Origin of the sequence: Iamia sp. (assembly GCF_035575815.1) — a bacterium.
Classification (GTDB): Bacteria; Actinomycetota; Acidimicrobiia; order Acidimicrobiales; family Iamiaceae; genus Iamia.
Genome location: NZ_DATLXO010000086.1, coordinates 21,994 through 48,176, shown reverse-complemented (window position 1 = coordinate 48,176; position 26,183 = coordinate 21,994). Strand labels below are relative to the sequence as shown.

Below are 26,183 nucleotides of genomic sequence, written 5' to 3'. Positions count from 1 at the left end.
GTCACCCTCCCTCACCCGAGGGCCCGTCGCAACTGGGACGAACCCGGAGAGCGGACCGCTCAGACGGTCGGAAAGAGGTCAGCGACGGCGAGGAGTCGGTCGTTCAGGGTGTCGATGTCGTCGGCGGCCGTCTTGCCCTGGCGGAACAGAACGAGGTCGCGCGCCGGGGCCATCATGAGGCGCTGGCCCTCGAACCCGTGGGCCATGAACATGCCGTCGTCGCGCGTCGGTCGGGCCCACCAGTGGGCGCCGTGGTGCAGGGGCGGGTCCTCCGACCGGGGTGTGCGCCCGTGGTCGATCCAGGCGGCGGGCACGACCGGCGTGGCGTCCCACGTCCCGCCCCTTAGGACCAGGAACCCGAGGCGGAGCCAGTCCCGCGCCACCATGTCGACATACGACGAGGCGACCCACGTGCCGGCCTCGTCGTCGCCGAAGGTGGCGGTGGTGACGCCGATCGGATCGAGGATCGCCTCACGCACCCAGTCGCCCATGGCCCCGGGCGCCACTCCGAGCGTCCGCTGGAGGCAGGCAGAGACGATGTTGGACGTGCCCGAGGAGTAGCAGTACGCGGCGGGCGACCCCGGCTCGGCAACGAGGGGGTGATCGGCGGCGTAGGCGGCCATGTCCGCCGCGCCCGATCCGTAGAGCATGGCGACCACGTCGGGCAGTGAGTCGGCGTCGAAGCCGTCGTAGACCTCGGTCCACCGCAGGCCGGGGCGCATGGTGAGCAGATCGTCCCAGGTGATGGCGGCGCGCCGGTCGTCACCGGCCTGCCACTCCGGCACCGGTGCCGGTCGGTCGAGCTCGAGGTGCCCCTGGGCCCCGGCGACGCCGACGGCGAGGTGCAGCAGGCTCTTGGCCATCGACCAGGAACCGAGGCGGTCGTCGGGTCCCAGCGGGCCGGGCGCCACGCCGGCCAGCTCGGCGAGGGGGCCCATCTCCCGGTCGCCGTAGCGCTCGACCACCAGGCGACCGCGGTGGACGACGGCGATGGCGTTGGTGTGGCCGACGGCCACATCTGCGTCCGGGCCGACCAGCGCGTCGAGCATGGCGTCGAGGCCACCGTCGACCACCTCGGGGGGCGGGTCGACCTCCTCCCACTCATGGGTCGGCCACGGCCCCCCGGCGGGCGGGGTTGGGAGGGGCAGCAGGCTCGGCACGGCCGGGAGAGTACCTATCGCCGGATCCGCCCCCGAGCAGCCCCCGAACTGGCGCGCGCCCGGCCCGCAGGGGCGACCGGTTCGCGGCCCGGTTCGGGAGGGTGATCGAAGTGGCGCGCGTCCGAGTCGTGGGGGCGACGGATGCGCGCACCGGTTCGAGGATCGCAGTTGGAGGTGGGGGGCGGGCCTGGCAGCATCGACGGGTGCTGACCGTGACCAACCTCCGCGTCGAGGTCGGCGGCGTCATCCTCCTCGACGATGTCGGGTTCACCGTTCGCGGCGGCGACAAGGTCGGGCTCGTCGGCCGCAACGGCGCCGGCAAGACCACCATGCTCAAGCTGATCGGCGGCGAGACCGAGCCCGCCCGGGGCACCGTGCGCCACGACGGCGGCGTCGGCTACCTGCCTCAGGACCCTCGCCTCGACGACCGGGCCGCGGCCCGCACCGGGCTCGAGCACGTGCTGTCGGGTCGGGGGCTCGACGAGGCCGTCGTCCGCATGGAGAAGCTCCGGGTGGCCATGGAGGAGGATCCCTCGGACCGGGCCGTCTCGCGCTTCTCACGGGCCGAGGAGCGCTACCGCCTCGACGGGGGCTACCAGGCGAACAGCGAGGTCCGCCGCCTGGCCTCGGGCCTGGGCCTGGCCGACGACCGCCTCGACCTGCCGGTGGCGGCGCTCTCCGGCGGTGAGCGGCGCCGGGTCGAGCTGGCCCGCATCCTCTTCGCCGGCAGCGACCTGCTGCTGCTCGACGAGCCGACCAACCACCTCGACTCCGACGCCAAGGAGTGGCTGCTCGAGTACATGCGCCGCTACCGGGGCGGGCTGCTGGTCATCAGCCACGACCTCGACCTCCTCGACGAGGCCATCACCCGGGTGATCCACCTCGACCGGGGCGGTCACGACGAGACCGGCACCATGGACGAGTACAAGGGCACCTACTCCCAGTACCACCGGCAGCGGGCCGCGGACGAGGAACGGCTCCGCAAGGAGGCCGCCGGTCGGGCCAAGGAGGTCGATCGCCTCCAGGGCATCGTCGACCGCTTCGGCGCCAAGGCCACCAAGGCGGCCATGGCCCACAGCCTCGAGAAGCGCATCGCCCGCATCGAGGCCGACGGCACCGAGGGCCCGCGCCGCAAGCAGGTGACGAGGGTGAGGTTCCCGCCTCCGCCCCATGCCGGGCGGACGGTCCTCGAGGTCAGCGGCCTGTCGGTCGCCTACGGCGTCAACGCCGTGTTCGACGACGTCGAGTTCTCCATGGGCCGGGGCGAGCGCATGTTGGTCATGGGCTTCAACGGGGCCGGCAAGACCAGCCTGCTGCGGACCGTGGCCGGCGTCCAGACCCCGACCACGGGCGATGTCCGCCCTGGCCTGCACGTCGAGATCGGCTACTACGCCCAAGAGCACGAGGGCCTCGACCCCCACCGCACCCTCATCGACCAGCTCCGGGACGCGTCGACCGGCCAGGTCGAGTCCGAGCTGCGGTCGCTGCTCGGCATGTTCGGGCTCACCGGTGACAAGGTGTACCAGGCGGCCGGCACCCTCTCGGGTGGCGAGAAGACCAAGCTCGCCCTCACCCAGCTCGTGGCCGGCCGCCACAACCTCCTACTGCTCGACGAGCCGACCAACAACCTCGACCCCGCATCGCGCGACGCGGTGGCCGAGTCACTCGCGGGCTGGCCCGGCAGCATCATCCTCGTCAGCCACGATCCTGACTTCGTGCGCTCGCTGCGCCCCGATCGGGTGCTGCTCATGCCCGACGGCAACGTCGACCACTGGTCGGACGACATGCTCGACATGGTCGCCCTGGCGTAGTCGACTCCGCCCGCCCTCCACCGTTCTGGGTGCCAGGATTCACGCTGTACGGGCACTCCTGCACCCAGAACCGCTCGGCCTCTGACGCGACGGCGCTCGACGCGCCCTGCACGTAGCGGGTGAGCGTCGGCGGGCCGACCCCAACGTCCGCCCGTCGGAGGCGGCGGCGAGCGACGCCCCTCGTCGCGCGCGAGGCCCGTTCCCGCTGAGCCAAGCTCCGACCCAACGTCCGGGGCGCGGTGCCCGTTGCGCACGGGCCCTTGGGTCAGGTGAGCGCGGCGACGAGGCCCACCGTGACGCCGTTGAGGGCGATCATCGCGGTGATCATCGTGAACATGATCCGGGTGGACTCGCCGTGGATCTCGTCCTTGAGCTCGGTGCGGAGGTCGGCCATCTCGCCCTTCAGCTCGGCACGGGTGGTGGACATCTCGAGTCGTGTCAGGGTGGATTCGGCGCGGACGAACTCCTTGGTCGCCGGTTCCTCCACGTCGCGGGCCGGGAAGTACGACAGCATCTCGTCCACGGCGTCCTCCTGTTCGATGATGGTGGTGAGACCTTGGTAGATCGCGGCTCGACTGCGTTCGCTCAGGGACATGAGAGTCCTCCATGACGTGGGTGTCAATGGGGGAAGTCGGCGTCATCGTAGCGATGGGGCGCGACAGTGGGGTCGGCGGGCTCGCGTGACCAGGGCGGCCGCGGGTAGACCGGAGGCCATGGCTGATGACGAGGGTTTCCGGATCGAGCACGACACGATGGGCGAGGTGCGGGTGCCGGCGACGGCCCGGTGGGCGGCCCAGACCCAGCGGGCGGTGGAGAACTTCCCGATCTCGGGGCTGCGGGTGGCCCCGGAGCTGATCCGTGCCCTGGGCGCGATCAAGGCCGCCGCGGCCGAGGTCAACGGCGACATGGGCGTGATCGACACCGACGCGGCCCGCGCCATCTCCGCGGCGGCGACCGAGGTCGCCGAGGGAACCTGGGACGCCGAGTTCCCCGTCGACGTGTTCCAGACCGGGTCGGGCACCTCGACCAACATGAACGCCAACGAGGTCATCACCTCGCTCGCCTCGGAGAAGTTGGGCCGCCCGGTGCACCCCAACGACGAGGTCAACGCCTCGCAGTCGTCCAACGACGTGTTCCCCTCGGCGATCCACGTCGCCGCCGCGGTGGGGGTGCGCCACGAGCTGCTGCCCGCCCTCGACCACCTCGCCGCCGCCCTCGGGCAGAAGGCCGATGACACCGCGTCTCTGGTGAAGGCCGGCCGCACCCACCTGATGGACGCCACGCCGGTGACCCTCGGCCAGGAGCTCGCCGGCTACGCCGCCCAGGTGGCCTCGGCCCGCCGGCGCCTGGCGGCCACGTTGCCCCGCGTGGGCGAGCTGCCTCTCGGCGGCACCGCCACCGGCACGGGGCTGAACGCCCCGGTGGGCTTCGCCACCGCGGCGGTCGCCCTGCTCTCGGCCCGCCTCGACGTGGAGCTGGTCGAGGCCCCCGACCACTTCGCGGCCCAGGGGGCGCGCGACGAGCTCGTCAGCCTGTCGGGTGAGCTGCGGGCCCTCGGCGCCGCACTGTTGAAGATCGCCAACGACCTGCGGTGGATGGCGTCGGGGCCCCGCACCGGCCTGGCCGAGATCCGCCTGCCCGATCTGCAGCCCGGGTCGTCGATCATGCCCGGCAAGGTCAACCCGGTGATCCCCGAGGCGGTCAGCCAGGTGGTCGCCCAGGTCTACGGCAACGATGCGGCGGTGGCCTTCGCCGGTAGCCAGGGCAACTTCGAGCTCAACGTCTACCTCCCGGTGATCGCCCGCAACCTGCTCGAGTCGATCGGCCTCCTGGCCGCGGTGAGCCGTCTCTTCGCCGATCGCACGATCGTCGGCATCGAGCCCGACATCCCGCGGATGCAGGCCTACGCCGAGGCCACCCCGCAGGCGGCCACCGCCCTCAACCCGGTCCTCGGCTACGAGAAGGTGGCCGGGCTGGTGAAGGAGAGCGCCCGGACCGGCAAGACCATCCGCGAGGTCGTGCTCGACGCCGGGCTGCTGGACGAGGCCGAGCTCGACCGGGCCCTGGACCTGCTCTCGCTCACCCGGGGCGGCCGCCCCGACTGACCGGGACCGGCCCTCGCTGCCAGTGGGTGACGCCGTCGCAACGGCGACCGACCATCGACGGGCGTCAGAGCGCGGGGCTGCCGGCGAAGGCGGCGGGCGAGCCGGGGGGAGGCACGTCGACCTTCGACCACGACATCATCCGCGTGAGCCCGGCGATGGCGACGTCCCACTCGGCCGGGTCCCAGCCCTCGGCCGTGCTCACCACGACGCGATCCTGGCGCACGTGCACGAACGCCGGGAGGTGCGACAGGCCGACGGCGCGCACGAAGGAGCGGTCCCCGTCGCAGAACGTCAGCAGCTCGTCAGCCCAGGGACCGAGGAACGTGCGGGCGTCGGCCGCATCGGAGGTGACGACCCACGCCACCCGGCAATCCGCGCCGCGGAACTCGGTGAGCAGCCGGCCCGCGGTGTCGAGCAGCCAGGCGCTCTCGGAGGTGAAGGGGTCGATGACCACCAACGCGAGCTGGAAGGTGGTGAGCCAGTCGTCGAGGGTCGCGACATCGCCGGTGAGGGCGGTGAGGGAGACGTTCTCGGGAACCTGCTCGGCCACGGGCACGGGGAGAAGGTAGCAATGCGCCCCTGTGGGCCCGAAACCCTGCCCACCGGCTCCGGGCGACGCTCCAACCCGGGGGCCTGGGTAGATTGCGGTCCTCTCCCCGGCGCCCTCGGAGGCCCCCTGTGCTCGCTGATGTCGGCTCGTTCCCCTACAACGTGGTGCTGTTGCTCCACCTCTTCTCCGTCTTCGTCGCCTTCGCCCCGGCGTTCGTGTGGCCGATCCTCCGGGTCACCATGCGCAAGCAGGGCGGGGCTGTCCTCCCTGAGCAGGTGGCCCGCCACATCGCCCCCAACAACCTCGTCGTCCACGGTCCGGCCCTGGTCTTGACAGGCCTCTTCGGCGTGCTGATGGTGCTGCTCTCGGGTGAGGCGTTCGCGTTCTCCCAGACCTGGATATCCACCGCCTTCCTCCTGTGGTTCCTCATGCTGGGGGTTCTCCTCCTCGGCGTGGTGCCGGCCGAGCGCAAGGCCGCGGCCGAGGGCGAGACCCCGGGCCCCGATGCTCGCGTCAACATGTTCGGCGGCATGCTCCACCTCCTGCTGGTGCTCATGTTGATCGTGATGATCTGGAAGCCGGGGCTGTAGGTCGGGTGCACCCGATTGAGCGGCTGCGCTACGTGGCCCGCGCCGGCGGTGCCGACCCCGTCCCGCTGGTGACCGAGGCGGCCCAGGCCCTGGGGGCCTTCGACGGTGACCCCGCCGGTCTGGTGGCCGCCGCCCGTCGCCTCGTGGCCCTCCACCCGACGGTCGGGCCGATGTGGTGGATGTGCAGCCGGGTGCTGGTCGCGTCCCACCCTCGCACCGAGGCCCGTGCCGCCTCTGGCGAGCTGGAGGGCGATCCGACGGCACCACTGCTCGCCGAGGCCCTGCCCGACGAGGCCCGGGTGCTCGTCGTGGGGTGGCCGTCCACGGTGGTGCCGGCCCTGGCCCGCCGGGGCGACGTTCTGGTGCTCGCCGCCGATGACGGCACCGGCGTCGATGTGGGCCGGCTGCTCAGCCGGGTCGACGTGACGGTGCTCGACGTGCCCGCCGAGGGCGTGGGCGAGGCGGCGGCGACGGCCGACGTGGTGCTGCTCGAGGCCGTCGCGCTGGGCCCCGACGCCGCCCTGGCGGCGCCCGGCAGTCGCGCCGCGGCGGCGGTGGCGAGGGCGGCTGGTCGCACCGTGTGGCTCGTCGCGCCGGTCGGCACCGTGCTCCCCGCCCCCGTGTTCGCGACGTGCACCGAGGCTGCGATCGACCCCGACGAGCCGTGGGGGTCCGGCCACGATCTGGTGCCGCTCGCCCTGGTCGACCGGGTGGTCGGGCCCTCCGGCGTCGTCGAGGTCGCCGTCGGCACCACGACCGCCGTGGCCCCCGTCGCCCCCGAGCTGCTGCGGGCGGCCCGGACGCCCGGATCTCATCACGGGGGCTGATCTCGGGTCCCCACTCCCCGTCCCCTCATCCCGCGAACCCCAGGAGCGCCCGTGTACCGACGTGAGATGATCCGCATGACCACCGACGAGGTCGACGGGTTCCTGGCGGGCCGCCACACCATGAACCTGGGCACCCAGAACCACGATGGGACGATCCACCTGGTGGCCATGTGGTACGGCTTCACGCCCGACGGCGCCATCGGCTTCGAGACCTTCGCCAAGTCCCAGAAGGTGCTCAACCTGCGCCGCGACGACCGGGTCACGGCGCTGGTCGAGGCGGGCGACAGCTACCCGACGCTCCGGGGCGTCGAGCTGGTCGGGCGGATGGAGCTCACCGACGACCACGAGACCCTCATGGGCATCGCCGAGAGCGTCCTCGCCCGGTACCACCCCGAGATCGCCGAGGCCGATCGGCGGCCGGCGGCGGAGCTGATGGTGCAGAAGCGCATCGCCATGGTCCTCCGCGTTGAGCGCACCGTGAGCTGGGACCACCGCAAGCTCGACGGCGGCTACTGACGCGGGCTCTGAACGCCGGCGCCCCACTGGGCCGAGGGGGTCGATAGGGTCATCGTCCATGGGTGAGATGGTCGATTTCGCGAACGGTGACGAGCGGGCCTGGGGCTACCTGGCGGTGCCCGATGGGGGTTCGGGGCCCGGGCTCCTGGTGATCCAGGAGTACTGGGGCCTCGTCGACCACATCCGCGACGTGTGCGACCGCTTCGCGGCCGAGGGCTTCGTCGCCCTGGCCCCGGACCTCTTCCACGGCGAGACGACCACCGAGCCCGACGAGGCCGGCAAGCTGATGATGGCGCTCAACCTCGACGTCGCGGTGGCCGACCTGTCCGGCGCCATCGCGCACCTGCAGGAGTCCGAGGCCACCACCTCCACCCACCTGGGGGTCACCGGGTTCTGCATGGGCGGGGGCCTGGCGCTGGTCGTGGCGGCCGAGCGACCGGCGGCGTTCAGCGCGTGCGTCCCCTGGTACGGCCTCATCCCCTGGGAGCACAGCGCACCGGACTGGTCGAACGTGCAGGCCAAGGTCCTGGGCCACTTCGCCGAGGACGACGAGTTCTTCGGGCCCGACAAGGCCGAGCGGCTGCGCAGCTCGCTGGCCGAGGAGGGTGTCGAGGTCGAGCTGATCATCTGGCCCGGCGTCGGCCACGCCTTCTTCAACGACACCCGCCCGGAGGTGCACGACGCCGAGGTGTCGGCCGAGGCGTGGGCGAGGACCATCACGTTCCTCCACGCCGAGCTGGGCTGACCGTCGCCGCCGTGGCGCCCGCCGACCCGGTGCCCGATGGGGGCGTGGTCGAGCGTTACCTGCGCCTCGGCCTGGCCCTCGGCCGTCACCTCGACGGCCTGGTCGACGCGTACTACGGCCCTCCGAGCTGGAAGGACGAGGCCGTTGCCGGTGTCCCGGTCGCGCTACCGGCGCTCGTGGCCGCCGCCGCCCGCCTCGTGGCCGACATCGATGGCGGGGCCGAACCCAACCTCGAGGGTCGCCGTCGAAGGTGGATCCGCGCCCAGGTCGTCGGCCTCCACACCGTCGGGCGCAGCCTGGCGGGTGAGCCGCTGGGGTACCTCGACGAGGTCGAGGCGAGCTACGGCGTGCGCCCGTCGCCGGTGCCCACCGACGCCCTCGACGCTGCGCACCGGCGCCTCGACGCGGTGCTGCCCGGCTCGGGGCCCGTGCGGGAGCGGATGATCGCCTGGCGCGAGGGCCAGGTGGTGCCGCCGGACCGCCTCGAGGGCCTGGTGCGCGACCTGGCCGACGACCTCCGCGAGCGCACCGATCGGGCCTTCGGGCTGCCCGCCGGCGAGCAGGTCGAGTGGGTGCTCGAGGCCAACAAGCCGTGGTCGGGCTTCAACTACTACCTGGGCGACCTGCGCAGCCGGGTGGCGATCAACGTGGACCTGCCGGTGCCGTCGCTCGTGGTGCCCCACCTCGTTGCCCACGAGGCCTACCCGGGCCACCACACCGAGCACGTCCGCAAGGAGGTGGGCCTGGTCCGGAGCCGGGGCCACCTCGAGGAGGCCATCTTCCTCGTCGGCACCCCCCAGTGCCTGCTGGCCGAGGGCCTCGCCGACCTGGCCCTCGAGAGCCTCGTCGGCCCTGACCCCGAGGCGGCCATGGCGCCGCACTTCGCCGCGGCCCGCATCCCGTTCGACGCCGAGGTCGCGGCCGAGGTGCGCGATGCGCTGGGCACCGTCCAAGCCGCTCGGGGCAACCTGGCCCTGATGCTCCACGACGAGGGCCGGACCGCCACCGACGTGGTGGCCTGGGCCGAGCGCTGGCTGCTGTTGCCCACACCCCGAGCCGAGAAGCAGGTCGCCTTCGTCTCCGACCCCACCTGGCGGGCCTACATCTTCTGCTACACCGAGGGCGTCGAGCTCTGCCGCCGCTTTGTCGCCGGCGACCCCGCCCGCTTCGAGCGCCTGCTCACCGAGCAGCTCGTCCCCGCCGACCTCGTCGCCCCTGCGGCCTGACCGCCGGGCCCCGCCGGCCGGGCGCGCCTAGCGTTCGGCCCACGGCCGAGAACGATCCCGACGCCGCCTCCGAGGGTCCACGAGCGCATCGGCCGGGCTCGAGCCCCGACGCGGCGGGCGTCGGGTCAGGCGGTGGCGTCGGCGACGAGCTTGCGGGCGATGACCTTGATGCAGAGCGTCTCGTCCGCGCCTTCGAAGATCGACAGCACGCGGGCGTCGACGAAGTAGCGGCTGACGTCGTACTCCTCGGCGTAGCCCATGCCGCCGTGGATCTGCATGGCCTCGCGGGTGACCCACTCGGCCGCTTTGCAGACGTACGCCTTGATGAGGGTGGCCTCCATGGCCCCCTCACCCTTGGCCATGAGCTTGGCCACGACGTAGGAGAACTGTCGGCTGGCCTGGATGACCGTGGCCATGCGCCCGAGCTTGGCCTGGGTGAGCTGGAACTCGCCGATCGGCTGGCCGAACACCTTGCGGTCCGCGGCGTACTGGCGGGCCGCCTCGTAGGCCGCCTGCATGAGGCCGATGGCCCGGGCCGCGGTCTGGATGCGGCCGTTCTCGAACCCGGCCATCTGGTAGTAGAAGCCGCGGCCCTCGCCGCCCTCGAGGCCGATCAGGTTCTCGGCCGGCACGAACCAGCTGTCGAGGGCGATCTCATAGGAGTGCATGCCCCGGTACCCGATGGTGTCGATGGGGCGGCCCTCCATCGTGCCGCCGCCGGGGGCGCCATCGCCGGCCTCCTGGACGATCTCGAAGCCATGGCCCTCACCCCGCGGCTTGGGCGCGATGAACATCGAGAGCCCACGGTGGCCCTTGCTGCGGTCGGGGTCGGTGCGGGCCAGCAGCAACAGCACGTCGGCCCGGGCGCCGAAGGTGCACCAGGTCTTGACGCCGGTGATCAGCCAGCCCCCGTCGGTGGGAGTGGCGGTGACCTTCACGCCGGCCACGTCCGAGCCGTAGTCGGGCTCGGTGACGGCCACCGCGTTCATGACCTCGGCCGACGCCAGGCGGGGCAACCACTCCTGCTTCTGCTCCTCGGTGCCGCCGGCCAGCAGGGCCCGGGCCAGGATCTCGGGGCGGGTGATGAGCGAGCCGCCGGCGCCGAGCGAGCCCCGCGAGAGCTCCTCGGTGGCCACCACCATGCCGATGTACTCCCCCTCGCCGCCCTCGCCGTAGCCGCCGTACTCAACGGGGATCGAGAGCCCGAAGGCGCCCAGCTCGGCCAGCCCGGAGATGATCTCCTCGGGGATGTCGCCGTTCTCGCGGTGGATGTGCTCGGCGATGGGCGCCAGCTCCTTGTCCGCGAAGCGCCGGAAGGTGTCGGCCACCAGCTCGAAGTCGCCGTTCAGGTGGCGGGGGCCGTCGGTGGTGATCGAGGCGAGGAACTCCGGGGCCCGGAACGCCGCCAGGAAGGGGCGCGTGGCGTCGAGGGCATCGGGGGCAACGCCCCACTCGGCCTCCCGGCCGAACAGCTTCCCGGCCAGCTCTCCCACCGCGTCGGCGATGAAGGCGCAGGTGATGGCGCCCTCGACGTCGCCCTTGCCGCCGTAGTCGAGCAGGCCCCGCCCCGTGGCGATGGCGGCCGCAACGTGGGCGACCTCGTAGGCCAGCACCTGGCGGACGTCGATCCCGTCCCGGGCGAGCACCGCCACCGCGGCGTCGACGGTGGCCTGGGCGTCGTCGAGGGCCGAGGCGGCAGCGGCGAGATCAGGGGCGGCGGTCATGGCGACAAGGTACCGATCGCAGGAGAGGGTGCCCATATCGCACGTGCCGGCGCCTGCTCAGCAGCGGGGCACCTCGGGCCCCGGGGGAGCCCCACCCTGACTGGCGGTCGGGGGTGGGCGGCGGGTGCCGGAGCGGGTAGACGTGGGGCTGGCGCGGTCGCCGGCCGCGCCGATGTCCCCGAGGTGACACCCGTGCCCCAACGCAGCTGCCCATCGTGCGGACTGGAGGTGGCGGCGCACCAGACGCTGTGCCCGACCTGTCGCACCCCGGTGCCATCGGAGGCCGGCCCCGTCGCCGCGTCGGCCGAGAGCAGCGCGTTCACCTTCTCGGACCCGCCGCCCCGCCAGGCTCCTCGGCCCCCGACGACCGTGCCTCCGACGACCGTGCCTCCGACGACCGTGCCGTCGGAGCCCGAGCCGGAACAGGACCTTGGCCCGGATCCTGATGCCGAAGCGACCGATGTCGTGGCCGCCGTCGAGCCCGAGCCGACCGCACTGGTCGAGCCCGACGAGCCCACTGCGGTGGTGAGCTCTGACCGAGCGGCCGACGCGGCCGACCGGCCGGGACCCGTTCCCGTGGCCGCGCCAGCACCGGAGAGCGATCCGACCGCGGTCGTGGGCGCCCGGGGCCCGGCACCCGGCGGCGCGCCGCCACCCTGGACGTCGGCTGGGCCGGCATGGCCGCCGGACTCGGCGCCACGACCGGCCTGGGGTGGTCACCAACCCCCCGTTCACCAGCCCTCTGGTCACCACCCCTCCGGTCCCTGGTCGTCCGGCGCCATGGAGCCGGCCGCCACCGCCCCCGCCGGGTCGCGATCGGCCGGCACCCTGGGCGTGCCCGGGGCGGCTGCCCTCGATGAGCGCGGGAACCTTCCCGGTGGCCTGCTGGGGCTGCTAGCCGCCGCCCTCGTCGTCATCGGCGTGTTCCTGCCCTGGGTGGAGGTGGGGGGTGAGACCGTGTCGGGGTGGAGCGCCAGCGCCGATGCCAAGATCCTCCTCGGGGTCGCCGGCGTGGCCACCGTGGCCGCCGCTCTGCTCATCGGGGGGGCCCGCTCGCTCGTGCTGCGCCTGCTGCTCGTGGTCCTCGGCGTCGCTGCCGTCGGCCTCGGCGGCTTCGAGGTCACCAGCGTCAACGGTGTCGAGGGCCTCGAACCGACCGTCGGCACCGGGATCTTCATCGGGATCGGCGGAGGGGTCGCCCTGGCCCTCGCCGGGGCCCTCACCCGCCACCGTCGCTTCCGGTAGCGGTTCCCGACGTCAGAGAGCCACGCGACCGTCGTCAGAGCGAGGCCACCGCCGTCAGCGCGGCGTCGACCTCGGCGGTGGTGTTCCAGGCGTGCGGTGAGAACCGGACGCCCGGCCCCCGGGCCGCGACCACGACCCCGAGGCGCTCCAGCCGGGCCTCCGCGTCGAGGGGGTCGAGGCCGGGCAGCACGGCGGTGACGATGCCGGAGCGCTCCTCGTCGCCGCGCGCCGAGACGACCTCGAGACCCTGGGCACCGAGGCCGTCGGTCAGGCGGGTCGCCAGGTGGTCGACCCATGCCCACACCGCATCGGGCCCGGCGTCGGCCAACAGGTCGAGCCCGGCGCCGAGGCCGGCGATGCCCGTGTGGTTGTGGGTGCCGCTCTCGAAGCGTCGGGCCGAGGTGCGATAGGTGAGCTCGGACCCGATCGCCCCGATGACCGACGACGCCCCCGGGGCGAGCACCCGCAGCCGGTCGCGCAGGTGCGGGGCCACGTAGGCAACTCCGATGCCGTGAGGGCCGAGCATCCACTTCTGGGCTCCGGCGGCCGTTGCGTCGACCCCCCAGGCCGCCAAGGCGCACGGCACCACACCCAGGCCCTGGATGGCGTCGACGCAGAGCAGGGCGCCGTGGGCGTGGGCCAGCCGGGCGAGGGCGGCCAGGTCAGCGCGCCACCCCGTGTCGGCCTGCACCCACGACACGGCCACGACCCGGACCCGGCCGCGCCCCGCGTCGAGGGCGGCGGCGAAGGCGTCGAGGGGCAGAGCCCCGGTCGGACCGAGCCGGTCGACGGCGATCACCTGGACGCCGGCATCGGACCGGGCGCGCCAGGGCAGGACGGTGTTCGGGTGGTCCCGAGACGCGACCACGACGGCGTCATCCGTGCGCCAGTCGAGGCCGGCGGCGACGAGGCCGAGGCCCTCGGTCGTGTTGCGCACGAAGGCCACGTCGTCGACCCCGACGCCCATGAGGGTGGCCGCCGCGTCGCGCACCACCTCGACCTCACCCATGCGGGAGTCGTAGGCGGCCGAGGCCTGCGCTGCGGCCCGGCGGGCATCGGCGACCATGGCGGTGACGGCGCGCTGGGGCAGCGGGCTCATCACCGCACTGTTGAGATAGACGACACCGTCGGCCAGGGAGAACTCGTCGCGAGGGAGGGGAGGGCCGACCGGCCCCGGGGCGAGCGTCACGTGGTTACCATGCCACCCGTCCTGGGCGGACCCCCACAGCAAAGGTCCGGTCGGAGGCATGGCCCTCGGATGCCTCTGCTCACGTCCCGAATGGCAAGGTTGAGGCTGTGGAACACCTCGACGTGCTCGTGGTCGGCGCCGGGATATCCGGCATCGGCGCCGGCTACCACCTCCAGACGCTCAGCTCGGACCGCTCCTACGCCATCCTCGAGGGGCGGAACGACCTCGGTGGCACGTGGGACCTGTTCCGCTACCCCGGTGTCCGCTCCGACAGCGACATGCACACCCTCGGCTACGCCTTCCAGCCGTGGACCGAGGCCAAGTCCATCGCCGACGGCCCGTCGATCCTGGCCTACCTCCGCGCCACCGCCGCCGAGCACGGCATCGATCGCCGCATCCGGTTCGGGCACCAGGTGACCCAGGCCGAGTGGTCGAGCGAGGACGCGACCTGGACCGTCACCGCCGAACGGACCGACCTCGGCGAGACCGTCACCCTCACCTGCAGCTACCTGTTCATGTGCTCGGGGTACTACAGCTACAAGGGCGGCTACACGCCCGAGCTCCCCGGCCGGGACCGCTTCGCGGGAGAGGTCGTCCACCCCCAGGGGTGGCCCGAGGACCTCGACCACGAAGACGCGCGCGTGGTCGTCATCGGATCGGGCGCCACCGCGATGACCCTCGTTCCGGCCCTGGCCGAGACGGCTCGGCACGTGACCATGCTCCAGCGCTCACCGACGTACGTGGCCTCCCGTCCTGACCACGACGCCGTCGCCAACCGGCTCCGCAGGGTGCTGCCGGACCGGTGGGCCTACGCCATCACCCGCTGGAAGAACGTCCGGCTCCAGGAGCTCATCTACCGCAAGACGCGCACCGAGCCGGGGAAGGTGAAGGAGAAGCTGCTGGGCATGGTGCGGACCGAGCTCGGCGACGACTACGACGTCGACACCCACTTCACGCCGACCTACGACCCTTGGGACCAGCGGCTCTGCCTCGTGCCCAACAGCGACCTGTTCGCCGCGATCCGGTCCGGGCGGGCCTCGGTGGTCACCGACCAGATCGAGACCTTCACCGAGGATGGCATCGCGCTGCGCTCGGGCGAGGAGCTGGAGGCCGACATCATCGTCACCGCCACCGGCCTGCAGCTCGTCACCCTGGGCGAGATGGACTTCGTGCTCGACGGCGAACCCGTCGACTTCTCCCGGACCTGGACCTACAAGGGCCTGGCCTACTCCGACGTGCCCAACCTGGCCTCGTCGTTCGGCTACGTGAACGCCTCGTGGACCCTGCGTGCCGATCTCACCTGCACCTACGTGTGCCGGCTGCTCAACCACATGGCGGCGACGGGCACCGACCAGTGCACCCCGCGCCTGCGCCCGGCCGACCGGTCCATGCCCGAGCGGCCCTGGATCGACGACTTCTCCGCCGGCTACATGCAGCGCATGATGCCCCTGCTACCGAAGCAGGGCGATCGCGTCCCCTGGGTCAGCACCCAGAGCTACACGCAGGACAAGAAGCTGCTGCGCCGGTCACCGGTCGACGACGGCGTCATGCAGTTCACCTCGTCCCGGGTGTCGGCCACGGCCTCGTAGGTCGACGGGCGGACGGTGGTGCTCCGAGGCGCCAGCCGAGGCAATCCTGCCATCGACCCCGATCTTCGACCCCGATCCATTCTGAGGTGTCAGACGGACACCGGTGTCCGCTGGAGGTCTCAGAACTGAGGCGCCGCCATTCTGAGGTGCGAGGCGGACATGGGTGTCCGCTGGAGGTCTCAGAAGCCGGCGGCCGGGCGGATCGGACGCTCGCCGGTGCCGGCCGCGGGCAAGGCGGCGGCCACCGTCGTCGTGACCCACGTCGGGTCTCGGACGGAGATGGAGCGCTCGCCGAGCTGCTCGACGAGGGGAAGGACCTACTGGTGGCCGAGCTGCTCGACGAGGGGCAGGACGCGGAAGGGGATCTGCTCGGTGAGCGCGATGTGGGTGGCGGTGCGCTCGATGCCCGTCACCTCGAGCACGAGGTTCAGCACCTCCTGGAGGTGCTGGTTGGTGCGGGCCACGATCCGGCAGTGCAGGTCGCCGGGGCCGCTCATGGTGTGGGCCTCGATCACCTCGGGCACGTCGCGCAGGTGGGAGATCACGTCGCTCAGGCGCCCCTGGGCGATGTCGAGGGTGACGAAGGCCAGCACCTCGTAGCCGAGGGAGGGGAGGTCGAGGTCGGGGTCGAAGCCGGTGACGACGCCTCGGGCCTGCAGCTTGTCGAGCCGAGCCTGTACCGTCCCCCGGGCCACCGCGAGCTGCCGGGCCAGCTCCATCACCCCGGCGCGGGGCGTGGCGGCGAGGGCGGCGATGAGCTTGGCGTCGAGAGGGTCGATGCTCATGGGCAGATCGTACAACTACAAGCGGTGTTTGACGGCAATCCGTCCATCATCGGCGATGACCATTGACGGGTTCGTAGGTCTCCGGCCCACCATGGCGGTCAGGCCGCCTCGCCCCTGGAGTCACCCACCACCATGGTCGCACCCTCGCCCGCCCCCACCGTCGCCCCGCCCTGTCTGAGCGGCGTCGATCACCTCGAGTGGTGGGTCGGCAACGCCCGCACCTTCGCCGGGTTCCTGAGCGCGGCGGTCGGCTTCACGCCGGTGGCCTACGCGGGGCCCGAGACCGGTCGGCGCGACAGGGTGTCGTACCTGCTGCGCCAGGGGGAGGTGCGACTCCTGATCTCCGGCGCCCTCGACCCCGAGTCGCCCATTGCCGAGCACGTGCGGCTCCACGGCGACGGCGTGCGCGACGTCGCCTTCGGTGTCGACGACGTCGACGCCGCCCATGCCGCCGCCCTCGCCCGCGGGGCCCGATCGCTCCGCGACCCGGCCGACGACACCGACGAGCACGGCACGATCCGCCACGCCGCGGTCACCACCTACGGCGACACGGTGCACACCCTGCTCGACCGCCGTCGCTACGCCGGCCCCTTCGCGCCCGGGTTCGTCCCCACCGACCTGCACGCCGCGCCCGGCCCGGAGGTCGGCCTCCGCCGCATCGACCACGTCGTCGGCAACGTCGAGAAGGGCACGCTCGGCCAGTGGGTCGCGTTCTACGAGGATGTGTTCGGCTTCGAGCAGATGACCCACTTCGACGACGACCAGATCTCGACGGAGTTCTCGGCCCTGATGTCGACCGTGGTCTGGGACGGCCACCGCGTGGTCATGCCGCTCAACGAGCCCGCCGACGGGCGCCGCAAGAGCCAGATCGAGGAGTACCTCGACTTCTACCGCAGCCCCGGCGTGCAGCACATCGCGCTGTCGACCGCCGACATCGTGGACACCGTCCGCGCCCTGCGCGAGCGCGGGGTGCGCTGCATGACGGTGCCCCCCGACTACTACCTCGGGGCGCGAGAGCGGATGGCGGACCTCGACCTGCCGTGGGCCGAGCTCGAGCGCCTCGGCATCCTGGTCGACCGCGACGAGCACGGCCACCTGCTGCAGATCTTCACCGAGACCGTCACCGACCGCCCCACGGTGTTCTTCGAGATCATCCAGCGCGAGGGCGCCCGTGGCTTCGGCGAGGGCAACTTCAAGGCCCTCTTCGAGGCCATCGAACGGGCCCAGGCCGAGCGCGGGAACCTGTAGGCCGTGACCGACGTGCCGCCGCAGTGGGCCCGGGGGACCGCCAGCCGCCAGGCCCACGTCGCGCTCCCACCAGGTGCCGTCGAGGAGGAGCACGGGCGCGACGGGTTCTACGGCCCGGCGTCGCACCTGTACCGGCTCCACGCCCCGACGGCCTGGACGGCGGTCGACGGCTCCGCCGCGCACCGCGCCTATGACACCAACGGCCTGGAGCCGGCCGACGACCTGTGGCCCACGCCACTGGTCGGCAACCACCAGGTGTCGGTCGGGGTGCACCGCATGGTCGAGGGGCGCTCCGAGCTCCTCCGCGACGCGGACGGCGACCAGTGCGTGTTCGTGCACGCGGGCTCCGGGCGGCTCCGCACCGAGTACGGGCCGCTCGCCTACGCACCGGGTGACTACCTGATCGTGCCGCGGGGGACGACCTACCGCTTCGAGCCCTCCGTCCCCACCTCGCTGCTGGTGGTCGAAGCCAACCGGTCACGGTACCGGTTGCCCGATCGGGGCCTGCTCGGCCGTCACGCCCTCTTCGACCCGGCGGTGATCGAGGTGCCCGAGGCCGAGGCCGTCGACGAGGTCGGTGAGTTCACCGTGGTGGTCAAGCGGAACGGCCGCGACACGCGGGTCACCTACCCGTTCCACCCCTGCGACGTGATCGGGTGGAAGGGCGATCTGGCACCGATGCGGTTGCCGGTCGATGCCATCCGCCCGGTCGTCTCGCCCCGGTACCACCTGCCGCCGTCGGCCCACACCACCTGGGTCGCCGACGGCTTCGTGATCGCCACGTTCGCCCCCCGCCCGATGGAGACCGACCCCGAGGCCCTTCGCCTCCCGTTCTTCCACCGCAACGTCGACTACGACGAGGTGATCTTCTACCACCGGGGGGAGTTCTCCTCCCGGGCCGGCATCGGTGAGGGGTTCGTGACGTTCCACCCGACGGGCCTGCACCACGGCCCGCAGCCCGCCGCCCGGGCCCGGGACGCAGCGGCGGTGGCGGATGCCGATGCGGGCACCGGGTCGGCCCCGCGGTTCGCGGACGAGGTGGCGGTGATGATCGACGCCCGAGAGCCGCTGCACCCCGGGCCGGCGGCCGAGGGCATCGAGGTCGCGGGCTACGTCGACTCGTGGACCGAGACGTGAGGGCCCGAGGCGTGAGGGCCCGAGCCCGGGGTCGTCGATGAGGCTGGTGCGGGCCCGCCACCAGGGGTCGGTCGCCGCCGGGTGGCTGGCCGGCGACCTCGTCCACCCGTTCGCGATCGAGGGCGTCGACGGCGTGGCGGCGGGTGGAGCCCAGGCGGCATTGCTGGCCGCGGCCATGTCCCGCCGACCGCCGGCCGTGACCGCTCCGCCCTTTGCGCTCGTCGAGGCCGACCTGCTCGCCCCGGTGGCGGAGCCTCCGTCGGTGCGCGACTTCTACGCGTTCGAGGCCCACGTCGCCACCGCCCGTGGGGGCCGGGGCCTGGAGGTCGACCCTGATTGGTACGAGCTGCCCGTCTTCTACTTCACCAACCCTGCGGCGGTCATCGGTCCCGGAGCACCCGTCGCCGCGCCGGTCGGGTGCGTGGAGCTCGACTTCGAGCTCGAGGTGGCCGCCGTGATCGGGGTCGACGCCGGGGACGTGGCCGGGGAGCGGTGGCTCGACGTGGTGGCCGGGTTCTGCGTGATGAACGACTGGTCGGCCCGCGACCTCCAGCGCCGGGAGGTGCGCCAGGGCCTCGGGCCGGCCAAGGGGAAGGACTTCGCCCTCTCGCTCGGGCCGTGGCTCGTCACCCCCGACGAGCTGCCCGGGGTGGTCTCCGGCCGTCCGACCGGCGCCATGGTGGCTCGCGTGAACGGCGTCGAGCGCAGCCGGGGCCAGCTCGGGGAGATCCACCACCCGTGGGGCGCGCTGGTCGCCCACGCCTCGCGATCGACGGTGCTACGCCCGGGTGATGTGCTCGGCTCGGGCACCGTCGGCACCGGGTGCATCCTCGAGCTCTCGCTGACCCACGGCACCGAGTTCGAGCCGTGGCTGCGCGCCGGCGACTGCGTCGAGCTCGAGGTCGAGGGCCTCGGGGTGCTGGTCAACCCGATCGTGAGCAGAGGACTACGCTGAGCGTTCCTCCACGGTGGGGGTGGAGAGGCCAGGAGGCCACGATGAGCCCCGACGATGCGCAGCCCGCCGTCGGCGGCGAGGTCGTGGTCCAGGTGATCCGTCGACCCGGCCGCGGCGGGCATGGGCATCACCGAGCTGCTCTACCGCTCGGTCTACTGCTTCGCCCGCCGCCACGGGTCCGCCAGCCTGGTGACCTCCCTCGACGCCGTGACCGTCGAGCTCTTCCGGGAGGACTACGGGGTGAGCTTCCGGCCGCTGGGCCCCGTCTCGACCCGGTTCGGCTACGAGCTGATGCCGGTGGGCGAAGAGCTCGTCGTGCTCGAGGCTGAGGTGCGGCGCCGTCGGCCCGAGTTCCTCGAGTTCCTCATCGAGCCCTTCACCCCCGGCGAACGCTCCCGCTTCGGCCTCTGAGGCCTGTCACCGGCCGCCGGGCTCGGGCGGGCCGAGGGGTGCGAGGCGGACCTCGTCGAGGACGAAGAACGTCTGGGCCGAGCGCACCTCGGGGATCTCGTGCAGCTTCACCAACACGACATCGCGGAGGGTCTCGAGGTCAGGGCAGCGCACCAGCAGCACCGCGTCGTGGGTCCCGCTGGTGAGGGTCAGGTGCACCAGGCCGGGCAGCTGGACGAGGGCGGCCTTGGCGTGGGTCCACCGTTGCTGCTCGACATCGACGAACACGTAGGCGGCCAGCGGGTTGCCGGCCGCCGCGGGGTCGACCTCGGCCCGGAACCCGGTGATGACGCCGCGCTGCTGCAGACCCTCGATGCGGGTGTAGGCCGTCGCCCGGCCGATGCCGGCCCGGCGGGCGAGGTCGTTGACCGACATGCGGGCATCGTCCAACAGGAGGCGCACGATCCGCCGGTCGACGTCGTCGAGGGGCGCATGGTGTCCGGGCACGGCGGTCCTCCAGGCGTGAGGTCAAGACGATCGTACTCAGGTCCGTCGTTGTCGCGCCTGATCGTCTCCGGAAGCGGGACCTGGGTGGACGGATCGCAGGGAACCGTCCACACTGGATGCCGGACCCCGGAGGCCCCCGATGGACACCCGCACCGTGACCACCCCGCTCGACCTGCCCGCCGATCACCCCGGCACCTCGGACGCCGCCTACCGCGCCCGCCGCGCCGCCATCGCCGCGGTGGGCGAGGCGCACCGCCCCGGCGACCCGATCCCCGAGGTCGCCTACGCCCCCGAGGAGGACGCGGTCTGGGGCACGGTGGCCCGGGAGCTCGCCGCCCTCCACGAAGACCTCGCCATCGACGCCTACCGCCAGGGTGTCGCCCGCCTCGCGCTGCCGACCGACCGGGTGCCGCAGCTCGCCGCGGTGTCGGCCCGGCTCACCGACCTCACCGGGTGGGCCATCACCCCCGTTCCGGGCCTGGTGCCGACCCGCACGTTCTACGGCTCGCTGGCCGACCGGCGCTTCATGTCCACCCAGTACATCCGCCACCACTCGGTGCCCTTCTACACCCCTGAGCCCGACGTGGTGCACGAGCTCGTCGGCCACGCCAACGCCCTGGCCGAGCCGCGCCTCGCGGCGCTCTACGAGCAGTCGGGCCGGGCGGCCCGGCGCTGCGGCTCCGATGCGGCCCTCGCCGCCTTCAGCCGTGTCTTCTGGTTCAGCCTGGAGTTCGGCGTGCTGCGCGAGGCCGGCGTGCTGCGGGCCTACGGCGCCGGGTTGCTCTCGTCCTACGGTGAGATCCAGGTCTTCCGTCGGGCGCAGGTGCGGCCCCTCGACGTTCGGGCCATGGCGACCACCGACTACGACATCACGCAGTACCAGCCGGTGCTGTTCGCGGCCGACTCCTTCGCCCACGCCGAGGACGTCCTGGCCACGTTCTTCACCGGGTGGGACGACGACGCCCACGCCCGGCTGATGGCATTTCCGCCCGGTAGGTCATCCCACCCGGCGGAGGGCGGCGCGCCTAGAGCCCGATGACCGGCGGGTTCGGGACCCCGGCCGCCTCGGCGAGCAGCAGGTAGCCGTCGCGCACGAGGGTGGCGTCGAGCACCGAGGTGACGTTGCCGTCGGGGTCGAGGTTGAGGTTGGCGCCGCGGATGGCGAACCACACGTCGGTGACCTCGGTGTTGTCCTCCGGCACGACCAGGGTGTGGATCGACCCCGCCGGTTCGTAGAGGTACGACCCGGCCCGGTTGACCTCGGGGTACTCGGCGTACTTCCAGGAGCCCGAGAGGGTGAAGGCGAAGACCTCGCCGGTGTGCTTGTGGGTCTGGACCTGGTACCCGGGGCTGAAGCGGGTGCGGATCACCCAGAGGCCGGTGTCGATGTCGACCTGGAGGAGCTGGATCCGCGACCCGTCCCCGATGTCGACGAAGGGCAGCTCGTCGGAACCGCGGTGCATCGCCAGGGGGATGTCCGTCATCGTCATGCGGCCGGTCTACCAGCCTCTCGGTCGGGCCGCAGCCCGAGCCCGGCCTCGTCGGGGTGTCAGCGGAAGAGGTCCTCGGCGGGGGGGCGGACCAGCTCGTCGTGCACGTTGCCGCGCCGGAACCACCAGTCGGGGCCGCCCCGCACCACCGCGACGGGCACCCGGTCGGCCTTGCCCATGACCAGCTCGGCGGCGCCGGCCAGCTCGTCGACGATGGCCACCTCGGTGGCGTGCAGCTCGCGGCCGAGCGAGTCGACCGAACCGCGCAGGTCGACGAGGGCGGCGATGCCGGCGCAACCGATGGCCACGTCGGTGAGGCCCCGGCGCCACGCCCGGCCGAAGGTGTCCGAGACGATGACCCCGACATCGACGCCCGCCCGCGCCCGCAGGCCGTCGCGGATGCGCCGGGCCGAGCGGTCGGAGTCATCGGGCAGCAGCGCGGCCCAGCCGGCCTCCACGTTGGAGAGGTCGACGCCGGCGTTGGCGCAGACGAAGCCGTGCTTGGTCTCGGTGATGGTGAGGTCGTCGCGGCGGCGCAGCACCCGCACCGACTCGGCCTCGACCACCTCGCGGTGGCTGCGGGGGTCGGTCGGGTCGACCGGCACCATCTTCCCCTCGGCCTTGGAGACGATCTTCTGGGTCACCACCACCACGTCGCGATCGGCCAGGGCGTCGCCCTGGGTGGCGATGGCCTCGGCGATGAGCCCGGCGACGTCGTCGGCCCTCCCGATCTCGCCGATGCCGGTCACGCCCCACACCAGAAGCCGGGGTGGCGAGGCCCGCTCGTCGGGCTCGCCGCGACGCGGCTGCGGCGTGGGCACGGCGCCCGGATCGGTCACGACGCCGTCTCGATGCCGACCGAGGCCAGCGCCGTACGGGACAGCTCGGCGGCGACATAGGGGTCCGTCATCACGGTGCGGGTGACCACTGCGGCCATGCCCTCGGCCTCGACCGTGCCGGCGAGGGTGGCGTCGGCCTCATCGATGACGAGCGTGGCGGCCAGCTCGCGGTAGAGGCGGGCAACGCCGGTGACCGAGGGGTCGTGGCCCAGGTCGGCCATGAGCCGGTCGGCTGGGCCCTTCAGGGCGGCACCGGCGACGAGGGGCGAGACGGCCACGGTCCGGTCCCGACCCGCTCGTACCGCATCGGCCACCTCGGTGACCGCCAGCAGCGGGCCGATCGAGACCAGGGGGTTCGACGGGGCGATCAGCACCGCCTCGGCCTCCGCCAGGGCATCGAGGACACCCGGAGCCGGGCTGGCTTCGGCGGCGCCGACGACGCGGATCGCGGTGACGGGCACCGCGTGACGGCGCTGCACGAACCACTCCTGGAACCCGACCTCGCGCTCGGCGTCGGGGTCGACCACCGTGACCCGGGTGCGCAACGGGTCGTCCGTCACCGGCAGCAGGGTGAGGCCGAGATCCCACGCTCGTGCGATCTCGGCGGTGACCACCGAGAGGGGAGCCCCCTCGGTCAGGCGCTGGGTGCGGTAGAGGTGGGTGCCGAGGTCACGGTCGCCCAGGTTGAACCAGTCGATGCCGCCGTAGCGGGCCACCATGTCCATCGCCCGCCAGGTCTCGTCGCGCAGGCCCCAGCCCCGCTCGGGGTCGACCTGGTCGGCCAGGGTGTAGGTGATGGTGTCGAGGTCGGGGGAGATGTGGAGCCCGTGGATCACGATGTCGTCGCCCACGTTGACGATCACGGTGATGTCGCCGGGAGCGACGATGCGCACCAGCCCGGTGAGGAGGCGAGCCGCGCCGACGCCTCCGGCCAGGACGCAGATCATCACCGGCGACCCTAGTGGCGCGACCGTGGGGTCCGACCCGGCGGGGCGTCGGTAGGCTCCGGCGGATGGCCAGCACCGAAGCCGACCTGCTCGGAGAGATCAACGCGGACCTGCCCGAGGGCGTTGACTGGAAGCAGGGCGCCGTCACCTACCTGCGCGAGCTGGTCGAAGAGGGCGGCGAGACCCAGGAGTGGTTCCACCTGGTCAAGCCGTTCCTCGGCGGTCCCGACTACGGCCCGTTCTGGGTCGACGTGTTCCAGTTCCTCGACGTGGTCCACGCCGCGAAGCTGGCGCCCGGAGACCTGGTGATCGACGTGGGCTGCGGGCCGGGCTGGACCATCCAGTGGCTGGCCAAGCTGGGCCACGAGGTGGTCGGCCTCGACATCTCCGCCGAGCTGCTCGAGGTGGCCGAGCGGCGCATGCAGACCGACCCCTACCCGCCGTACGTCGGCAAGCCCTTCCGCTACGACCTGCGGGTCCACGACATCGAGGCCGAGCCGCTGGCGCTGAAGCGCAAGGCCCGCCTCGCCCTCTTCGAGTCGACCCTGCACCACTTCTACAACCCGGTCGCGGCCCTGCGGAACACCGTGGCCGACCTGGCCGACGATGGCATCGTCGCCGTCATCGAGGCCGCGGCCCCGCCCAAGGGCTCGGAGTGGGACGTCCAGAACGTCGAGATCATGGCCCGCTACCACACGATCGAGCGGCCCTACACCCGCAGCCAGCTCGTCGACATGCTGGAGCTGGCCGGGCTGCGCTACGTGTCGTTCCTGCGTCCGGTGAACGGCCTGTTCCCCCAGCACGTCGACGGCGTCAGCCCGCTTGTCTGGGAGCTCACCCGGGCCGACAACATCAACATCTTCGTGGCCTCGCCCACCGCCGCGGGCATCGAGCGCCTCGGCCTGCCGGCCCGCACCGTCGACGACGTGCGCTCGGGCTGGACGGCGCTCGAGGGCGCCCTGTTCGTCGAGGACCGCCCCGATGCCAGTCGCTTCCGCTGGTGCGGGCCCCGGGTGCTGGTGCGCCTCGACGGCCCCGGCCCGCACGCCCTGGAGCTGGCCACCATCGGCCTCGCCCCCGAGCAGGCCCAGACGGTGCGCGTCGTCGCCGGCGGCACCGTCGGGGGCTCGGTGACCCTCACCGGCGCCCAGCCCACCGCCACCCTCGAGCTCTCCGGGCGCCCCGGCCAGCTCGTCGAGCTGCACTCGGACCGCGTGTTCTCCCCGTGCTGGGACGGCGGCGAGGACCCCCGCGTGCTGAGCTTCACCCTCGACGAGCCGCGCTGATGTGATCGTCGACCGTCAGGCCTGGCCTGGTGAGAGCGGGGTGAGTCCCGCGACCGCGACGGCGTCGGCCATCCGCCGGTCGTAGGTGAGGACCGTGTCGACCTCGGGCGCAAGCTTGAGGGCCGTCGCGACGTGGATGGCATCGAGGGTGCGCAGGACCAGCGGGTCGAGCTCACTGGCGGCGTCACAGATGGCCTGGGACACCAGCAGACACCGGACGATCTCCAGTCGCGTGAGGATGTCGGTGCGGATGGACCGGTCGCGCCGACGGACGGCGCGGACGGCCTCGACCCTCAGGAGGTACGAGGAGACGAACGACGCGTCGTGCTCCAGGGCCCAACGGCCCAGGTCGTGCGAGTGCTCCTCGGCCATCGCCAGCTTGAGGAACGCGGAGGTGTCGATGTAGACGGCGTGGCCGTCGGTCACCTCTCGTGCTCTCGCATCTCGGCCAGCTCTTCGCCCAGGGGTCGACCGTCGGGCGGCAGCGGAGGGGGCAGATCCCGGAAGGACAGGGTGGCGGGGGTGGCGAGCCCGGCGTCGATCAGGGCCTCGATGCGGGATCGGGTGGGGGGGCCGATCTGGGCGACGGGCCGTCCCCGCTCGGTGATCTCGATGACCTCGCCGTCCTTCACCCGTTGGATCACGGCCGAGGCGTGCTGCTGGAGCTTGCGGATGCCGACCGACCCGGACATGTGCGTCAGAGTAGCACTTTTCGGCTCGGCGCGTCTCTCAGCTGATGACGTCGAGCTTGCCGGTGAGCAGCGCCATGTCACCGTCGACCATCATCCGCACCAGCTCGGGGAACGGGGTCGACGGCTCCCAGTCGAGCACCTTGCGGGCCTTGGCCGGGGTGCCGACGAGCAGGTCGACCTCGGCGGGGCGGAAGAAGCGCTCGTCGATCTTGACGTACTGCTCGTAGTCGAGGTCGAGGTGCCCGAAGGCCAGCTCGCAGAACTCGCGCACCGGGTGGGTCTCGCCGGTGGCCACGACGTAGTCGCCGGGCTCGTCCTGCTGGAGCATGAGCCACATGGCCTCGACGTAGTCGCCGGCGAAGCCCCAGTCACGCTGGGCGTCGAGGTTGCCGAGGCGCAGCTCGTCCTGCTGGCCGAGCTTGATGCGGGCCGCGGCGTGGCTGATCTTCCGCGTCACGAACTCCAGTCCCCGCCGCGGGCTGTTGTGGGTGACCACGAGACCGACTCCGGCCGCGAACCGCTCGGAGTCGGTGGCCAGGTCACACATCCAACCCTGGTGCTCCCGACGTTCGACCTTGCGGACCTCGTCTTGGGGGCGGCGCAGGTGGGCGCCCTTCGCTCCCGGGGTGA

Annotated in this window: 27 protein-coding genes and 1 pseudogene; 15 read left to right on the top strand and 13 right to left on the bottom strand. The window is 72.6% G+C overall.

The features are described from left to right. Positions 1 to 59: 59 nt before the first annotated feature. The gene (locus VNL12_RS09195; RefSeq protein WP_325593785.1) at positions 60 to 1,160 is read right to left on the bottom strand and encodes a serine hydrolase domain-containing protein; all 1,101 of its coding nucleotides are present in this window, start codon (positions 1,158 to 1,160) and stop codon (positions 60 to 62) included. 203 nt (positions 1,161 to 1,363) lie between these two features. Between VNL12_RS09195 and VNL12_RS09190 the strand changes: the two genes are divergently transcribed. Further along, positions 1,364 to 2,971 (top strand): ABC-F family ATP-binding cassette domain-containing protein, encoded by a 1,608-nt coding sequence (locus tag VNL12_RS09190; protein ID WP_325593783.1) that lies wholly within the window; start codon positions 1,364 to 1,366, stop codon positions 2,969 to 2,971. Between the two features lie 265 nt (positions 2,972 to 3,236). Here the strand turns inward: VNL12_RS09190 and VNL12_RS09185 are convergent, their stop codons facing one another. Beyond that, positions 3,237 to 3,566, bottom strand: coding sequence for a hypothetical protein (locus VNL12_RS09185; protein ID WP_325593782.1), 330 nt, complete (start codon positions 3,564 to 3,566; stop codon positions 3,237 to 3,239). A gap of 118 nt (positions 3,567 to 3,684) precedes the next feature. Here VNL12_RS09185 and VNL12_RS09180 point away from each other — a divergent pair, with 118 nt between their 5' ends. After that, positions 3,685 to 5,076: a class II fumarate hydratase gene (locus tag VNL12_RS09180; RefSeq protein WP_325593780.1), complete on the top strand. Its 1,392-nt coding sequence runs from the start codon at positions 3,685 to 3,687 to the stop codon at positions 5,074 to 5,076. Between the two features lie 64 nt (positions 5,077 to 5,140). Here VNL12_RS09180 and VNL12_RS09175 read toward each other — a convergent pair whose 3' ends face one another. Then, the gene (locus VNL12_RS09175) at positions 5,141 to 5,632 is read right to left on the bottom strand and encodes a hypothetical protein (protein WP_325593778.1); all 492 of its coding nucleotides are present in this window, start codon (positions 5,630 to 5,632) and stop codon (positions 5,141 to 5,143) included. Positions 5,633 to 5,754: 122 nt separating this feature from the next. Here VNL12_RS09175 and VNL12_RS09170 point away from each other — a divergent pair, with 122 nt between their 5' ends. From VNL12_RS09170 to VNL12_RS09150, 5 genes are all read left to right on the top strand, one after another. Beyond that, positions 5,755 to 6,216: a CopD family protein gene (locus VNL12_RS09170; RefSeq protein WP_325593776.1), complete on the top strand. Its 462-nt coding sequence runs from the start codon at positions 5,755 to 5,757 to the stop codon at positions 6,214 to 6,216. Positions 6,217 to 6,221: 5 nt separating this feature from the next. Then, the gene (locus VNL12_RS09165; protein WP_325593774.1) at positions 6,222 to 7,043 is read left to right on the top strand and encodes a hypothetical protein; all 822 of its coding nucleotides are present in this window, start codon (positions 6,222 to 6,224) and stop codon (positions 7,041 to 7,043) included. Positions 7,044 to 7,094: 51 nt separating this feature from the next. Next, the gene (locus tag VNL12_RS09160; protein WP_325593772.1) at positions 7,095 to 7,559 is read left to right on the top strand and encodes a pyridoxamine 5'-phosphate oxidase family protein; all 465 of its coding nucleotides are present in this window, start codon (positions 7,095 to 7,097) and stop codon (positions 7,557 to 7,559) included. Between the two features lie 67 nt (positions 7,560 to 7,626). Beyond that, complete coding sequence (locus VNL12_RS09155; RefSeq protein WP_325593770.1) at positions 7,627 to 8,304, top strand: dienelactone hydrolase family protein; 678 nt, start codon at positions 7,627 to 7,629, stop codon at positions 8,302 to 8,304. Between the two features lie 11 nt (positions 8,305 to 8,315). Further along, positions 8,316 to 9,530 carry a hypothetical protein gene (locus tag VNL12_RS09150; RefSeq protein WP_325593768.1) on the top strand — a complete coding sequence of 405 codons (1,215 nt, stop codon included), beginning with the start codon at positions 8,316 to 8,318 and terminating at the stop codon, positions 9,528 to 9,530. A 125-nt stretch (positions 9,531 to 9,655) separates the two neighbouring features. Here the strand turns inward: VNL12_RS09150 and VNL12_RS09145 are convergent, their stop codons facing one another. Further along, positions 9,656 to 11,254, bottom strand: a complete 1,599-nt coding sequence (locus VNL12_RS09145; protein ID WP_325593766.1) for an acyl-CoA dehydrogenase family protein — start codon at positions 11,252 to 11,254, stop codon at positions 9,656 to 9,658. Between the two features lie 780 nt (positions 11,255 to 12,034). On the opposite strand from VNL12_RS09145, the gene VNL12_RS09140 reads away from it, so the two are divergent. Next, positions 12,035 to 12,499, top strand: a complete 465-nt coding sequence (locus VNL12_RS09140) for a hypothetical protein (RefSeq protein ID WP_325593764.1) — start codon at positions 12,035 to 12,037, stop codon at positions 12,497 to 12,499. A gap of 34 nt (positions 12,500 to 12,533) precedes the next feature. Here VNL12_RS09140 and VNL12_RS09135 read toward each other — a convergent pair whose 3' ends face one another. Beyond that, entirely contained in the window at positions 12,534 to 13,688 is a 1,155-nt protein-coding gene (locus tag VNL12_RS09135; RefSeq protein ID WP_325593762.1) for an aminotransferase class V-fold PLP-dependent enzyme, read from the bottom strand. A 107-nt stretch (positions 13,689 to 13,795) separates the two neighbouring features. Here VNL12_RS09135 and VNL12_RS09130 point away from each other — a divergent pair, with 107 nt between their 5' ends. Then, positions 13,796 to 15,277, top strand: coding sequence for an NAD(P)/FAD-dependent oxidoreductase (locus VNL12_RS09130; RefSeq protein ID WP_325593760.1), 1,482 nt, complete (start codon positions 13,796 to 13,798; stop codon positions 15,275 to 15,277). 317 nt (positions 15,278 to 15,594) lie between these two features. Here VNL12_RS09130 and VNL12_RS09125 read toward each other — a convergent pair whose 3' ends face one another. Beyond that, the gene (locus VNL12_RS09125) at positions 15,595 to 16,062 is read right to left on the bottom strand and encodes an Lrp/AsnC family transcriptional regulator (protein ID WP_325593758.1); all 468 of its coding nucleotides are present in this window, start codon (positions 16,060 to 16,062) and stop codon (positions 15,595 to 15,597) included. 132 nt (positions 16,063 to 16,194) lie between these two features. Between VNL12_RS09125 and hppD the strand changes: the two genes are divergently transcribed. The 4 genes from hppD (at position 16,195) to VNL12_RS09105 (ending at position 19,813) form a co-directional block, all read left to right on the top strand. Beyond that, positions 16,195 to 17,310 (top strand): 4-hydroxyphenylpyruvate dioxygenase, encoded by a 1,116-nt coding sequence (hppD, locus tag VNL12_RS09120; protein ID WP_325593756.1) that lies wholly within the window; start codon positions 16,195 to 16,197, stop codon positions 17,308 to 17,310. Positions 17,311 to 17,313: 3 nt separating this feature from the next. Next, the gene (locus tag VNL12_RS09115) at positions 17,314 to 18,447 is read left to right on the top strand and encodes a homogentisate 1,2-dioxygenase (protein WP_325593754.1); all 1,134 of its coding nucleotides are present in this window, start codon (positions 17,314 to 17,316) and stop codon (positions 18,445 to 18,447) included. A gap of 37 nt (positions 18,448 to 18,484) precedes the next feature. Next, positions 18,485 to 19,402, top strand: coding sequence for a fumarylacetoacetate hydrolase family protein (locus VNL12_RS09110; protein WP_325593752.1), 918 nt, complete (start codon positions 18,485 to 18,487; stop codon positions 19,400 to 19,402). A gap of 120 nt (positions 19,403 to 19,522) precedes the next feature. Beyond that, the gene (locus tag VNL12_RS09105; RefSeq protein ID WP_325593750.1) at positions 19,523 to 19,813 is read left to right on the top strand and encodes a hypothetical protein; all 291 of its coding nucleotides are present in this window, start codon (positions 19,523 to 19,525) and stop codon (positions 19,811 to 19,813) included. Between the two features lie 6 nt (positions 19,814 to 19,819). On the opposite strand, the gene VNL12_RS09100 is transcribed toward VNL12_RS09105, so the two are convergent. Continuing rightward, positions 19,820 to 20,299 (bottom strand): Lrp/AsnC family transcriptional regulator, encoded by a 480-nt coding sequence (locus tag VNL12_RS09100; protein WP_325593748.1) that lies wholly within the window; start codon positions 20,297 to 20,299, stop codon positions 19,820 to 19,822. Positions 20,300 to 20,438: 139 nt separating this feature from the next. Here VNL12_RS09100 and VNL12_RS09095 point away from each other — a divergent pair, with 139 nt between their 5' ends. After that, positions 20,439 to 21,338 (top strand): phenylalanine 4-monooxygenase, encoded by a 900-nt coding sequence (locus VNL12_RS09095; RefSeq protein ID WP_325593746.1) that lies wholly within the window; start codon positions 20,439 to 20,441, stop codon positions 21,336 to 21,338. Here VNL12_RS09095 and VNL12_RS09090 read toward each other — a convergent pair. Genes VNL12_RS09090 through cofD form a run of 3 tightly spaced genes read right to left on the bottom strand, consistent with a single transcriptional unit; the run spans position 21,325 to position 23,575 of the window. Beyond that, the gene (locus tag VNL12_RS09090; RefSeq protein ID WP_325593744.1) at positions 21,325 to 21,789 is read right to left on the bottom strand and encodes a 2,4'-dihydroxyacetophenone dioxygenase family protein; all 465 of its coding nucleotides are present in this window, start codon (positions 21,787 to 21,789) and stop codon (positions 21,325 to 21,327) included. The genes VNL12_RS09095 and VNL12_RS09090 overlap by 14 nt on opposite strands. 59 nt (positions 21,790 to 21,848) lie before the next feature. After that, a complete protein-coding gene (cofE, locus tag VNL12_RS09085) occupies positions 21,849 to 22,628 on the bottom strand; it encodes a coenzyme F420-0:L-glutamate ligase (RefSeq protein ID WP_325593742.1) in 780 nt (259 codons plus the stop codon). Beyond that, positions 22,625 to 23,575 (bottom strand): 2-phospho-L-lactate transferase, encoded by a 951-nt coding sequence (gene cofD / locus VNL12_RS09080; protein WP_325593805.1) that lies wholly within the window; start codon positions 23,573 to 23,575, stop codon positions 22,625 to 22,627. The genes cofE and cofD overlap by 4 nt, the downstream gene beginning before the upstream one ends. A gap of 65 nt (positions 23,576 to 23,640) precedes the next feature. Here cofD and VNL12_RS09075 point away from each other — a divergent pair, with 65 nt between their 5' ends. Continuing rightward, positions 23,641 to 24,861: a methyltransferase domain-containing protein gene (locus tag VNL12_RS09075; RefSeq protein WP_325593740.1), complete on the top strand. Its 1,221-nt coding sequence runs from the start codon at positions 23,641 to 23,643 to the stop codon at positions 24,859 to 24,861. 15 nt (positions 24,862 to 24,876) lie between these two features. Here the strand turns inward: VNL12_RS09075 and VNL12_RS09070 are convergent, their stop codons facing one another. From VNL12_RS09070 to VNL12_RS20905, 3 genes and pseudogenes are all read right to left on the bottom strand, one after another. Beyond that, on the bottom strand, positions 24,877 to 25,287 hold the full coding sequence (locus tag VNL12_RS09070) for a type II toxin-antitoxin system VapC family toxin (RefSeq protein ID WP_325593738.1): 411 nt from the start codon (positions 25,285 to 25,287) through the stop codon (positions 24,877 to 24,879). After that, complete coding sequence (locus tag VNL12_RS09065) at positions 25,284 to 25,553, bottom strand: type II toxin-antitoxin system prevent-host-death family antitoxin (protein WP_325593736.1); 270 nt, start codon at positions 25,551 to 25,553, stop codon at positions 25,284 to 25,286. Before VNL12_RS09065 ends, VNL12_RS09070 begins: the two co-directional genes overlap by 4 nt. A gap of 37 nt (positions 25,554 to 25,590) precedes the next feature. Then, positions 25,591 to 26,103: pseudogene (locus VNL12_RS20905) on the bottom strand (GDP-mannose 4,6-dehydratase); the annotation flags it as partial. Between the last annotated feature and the right edge of the window lie 80 nt (positions 26,104 to 26,183).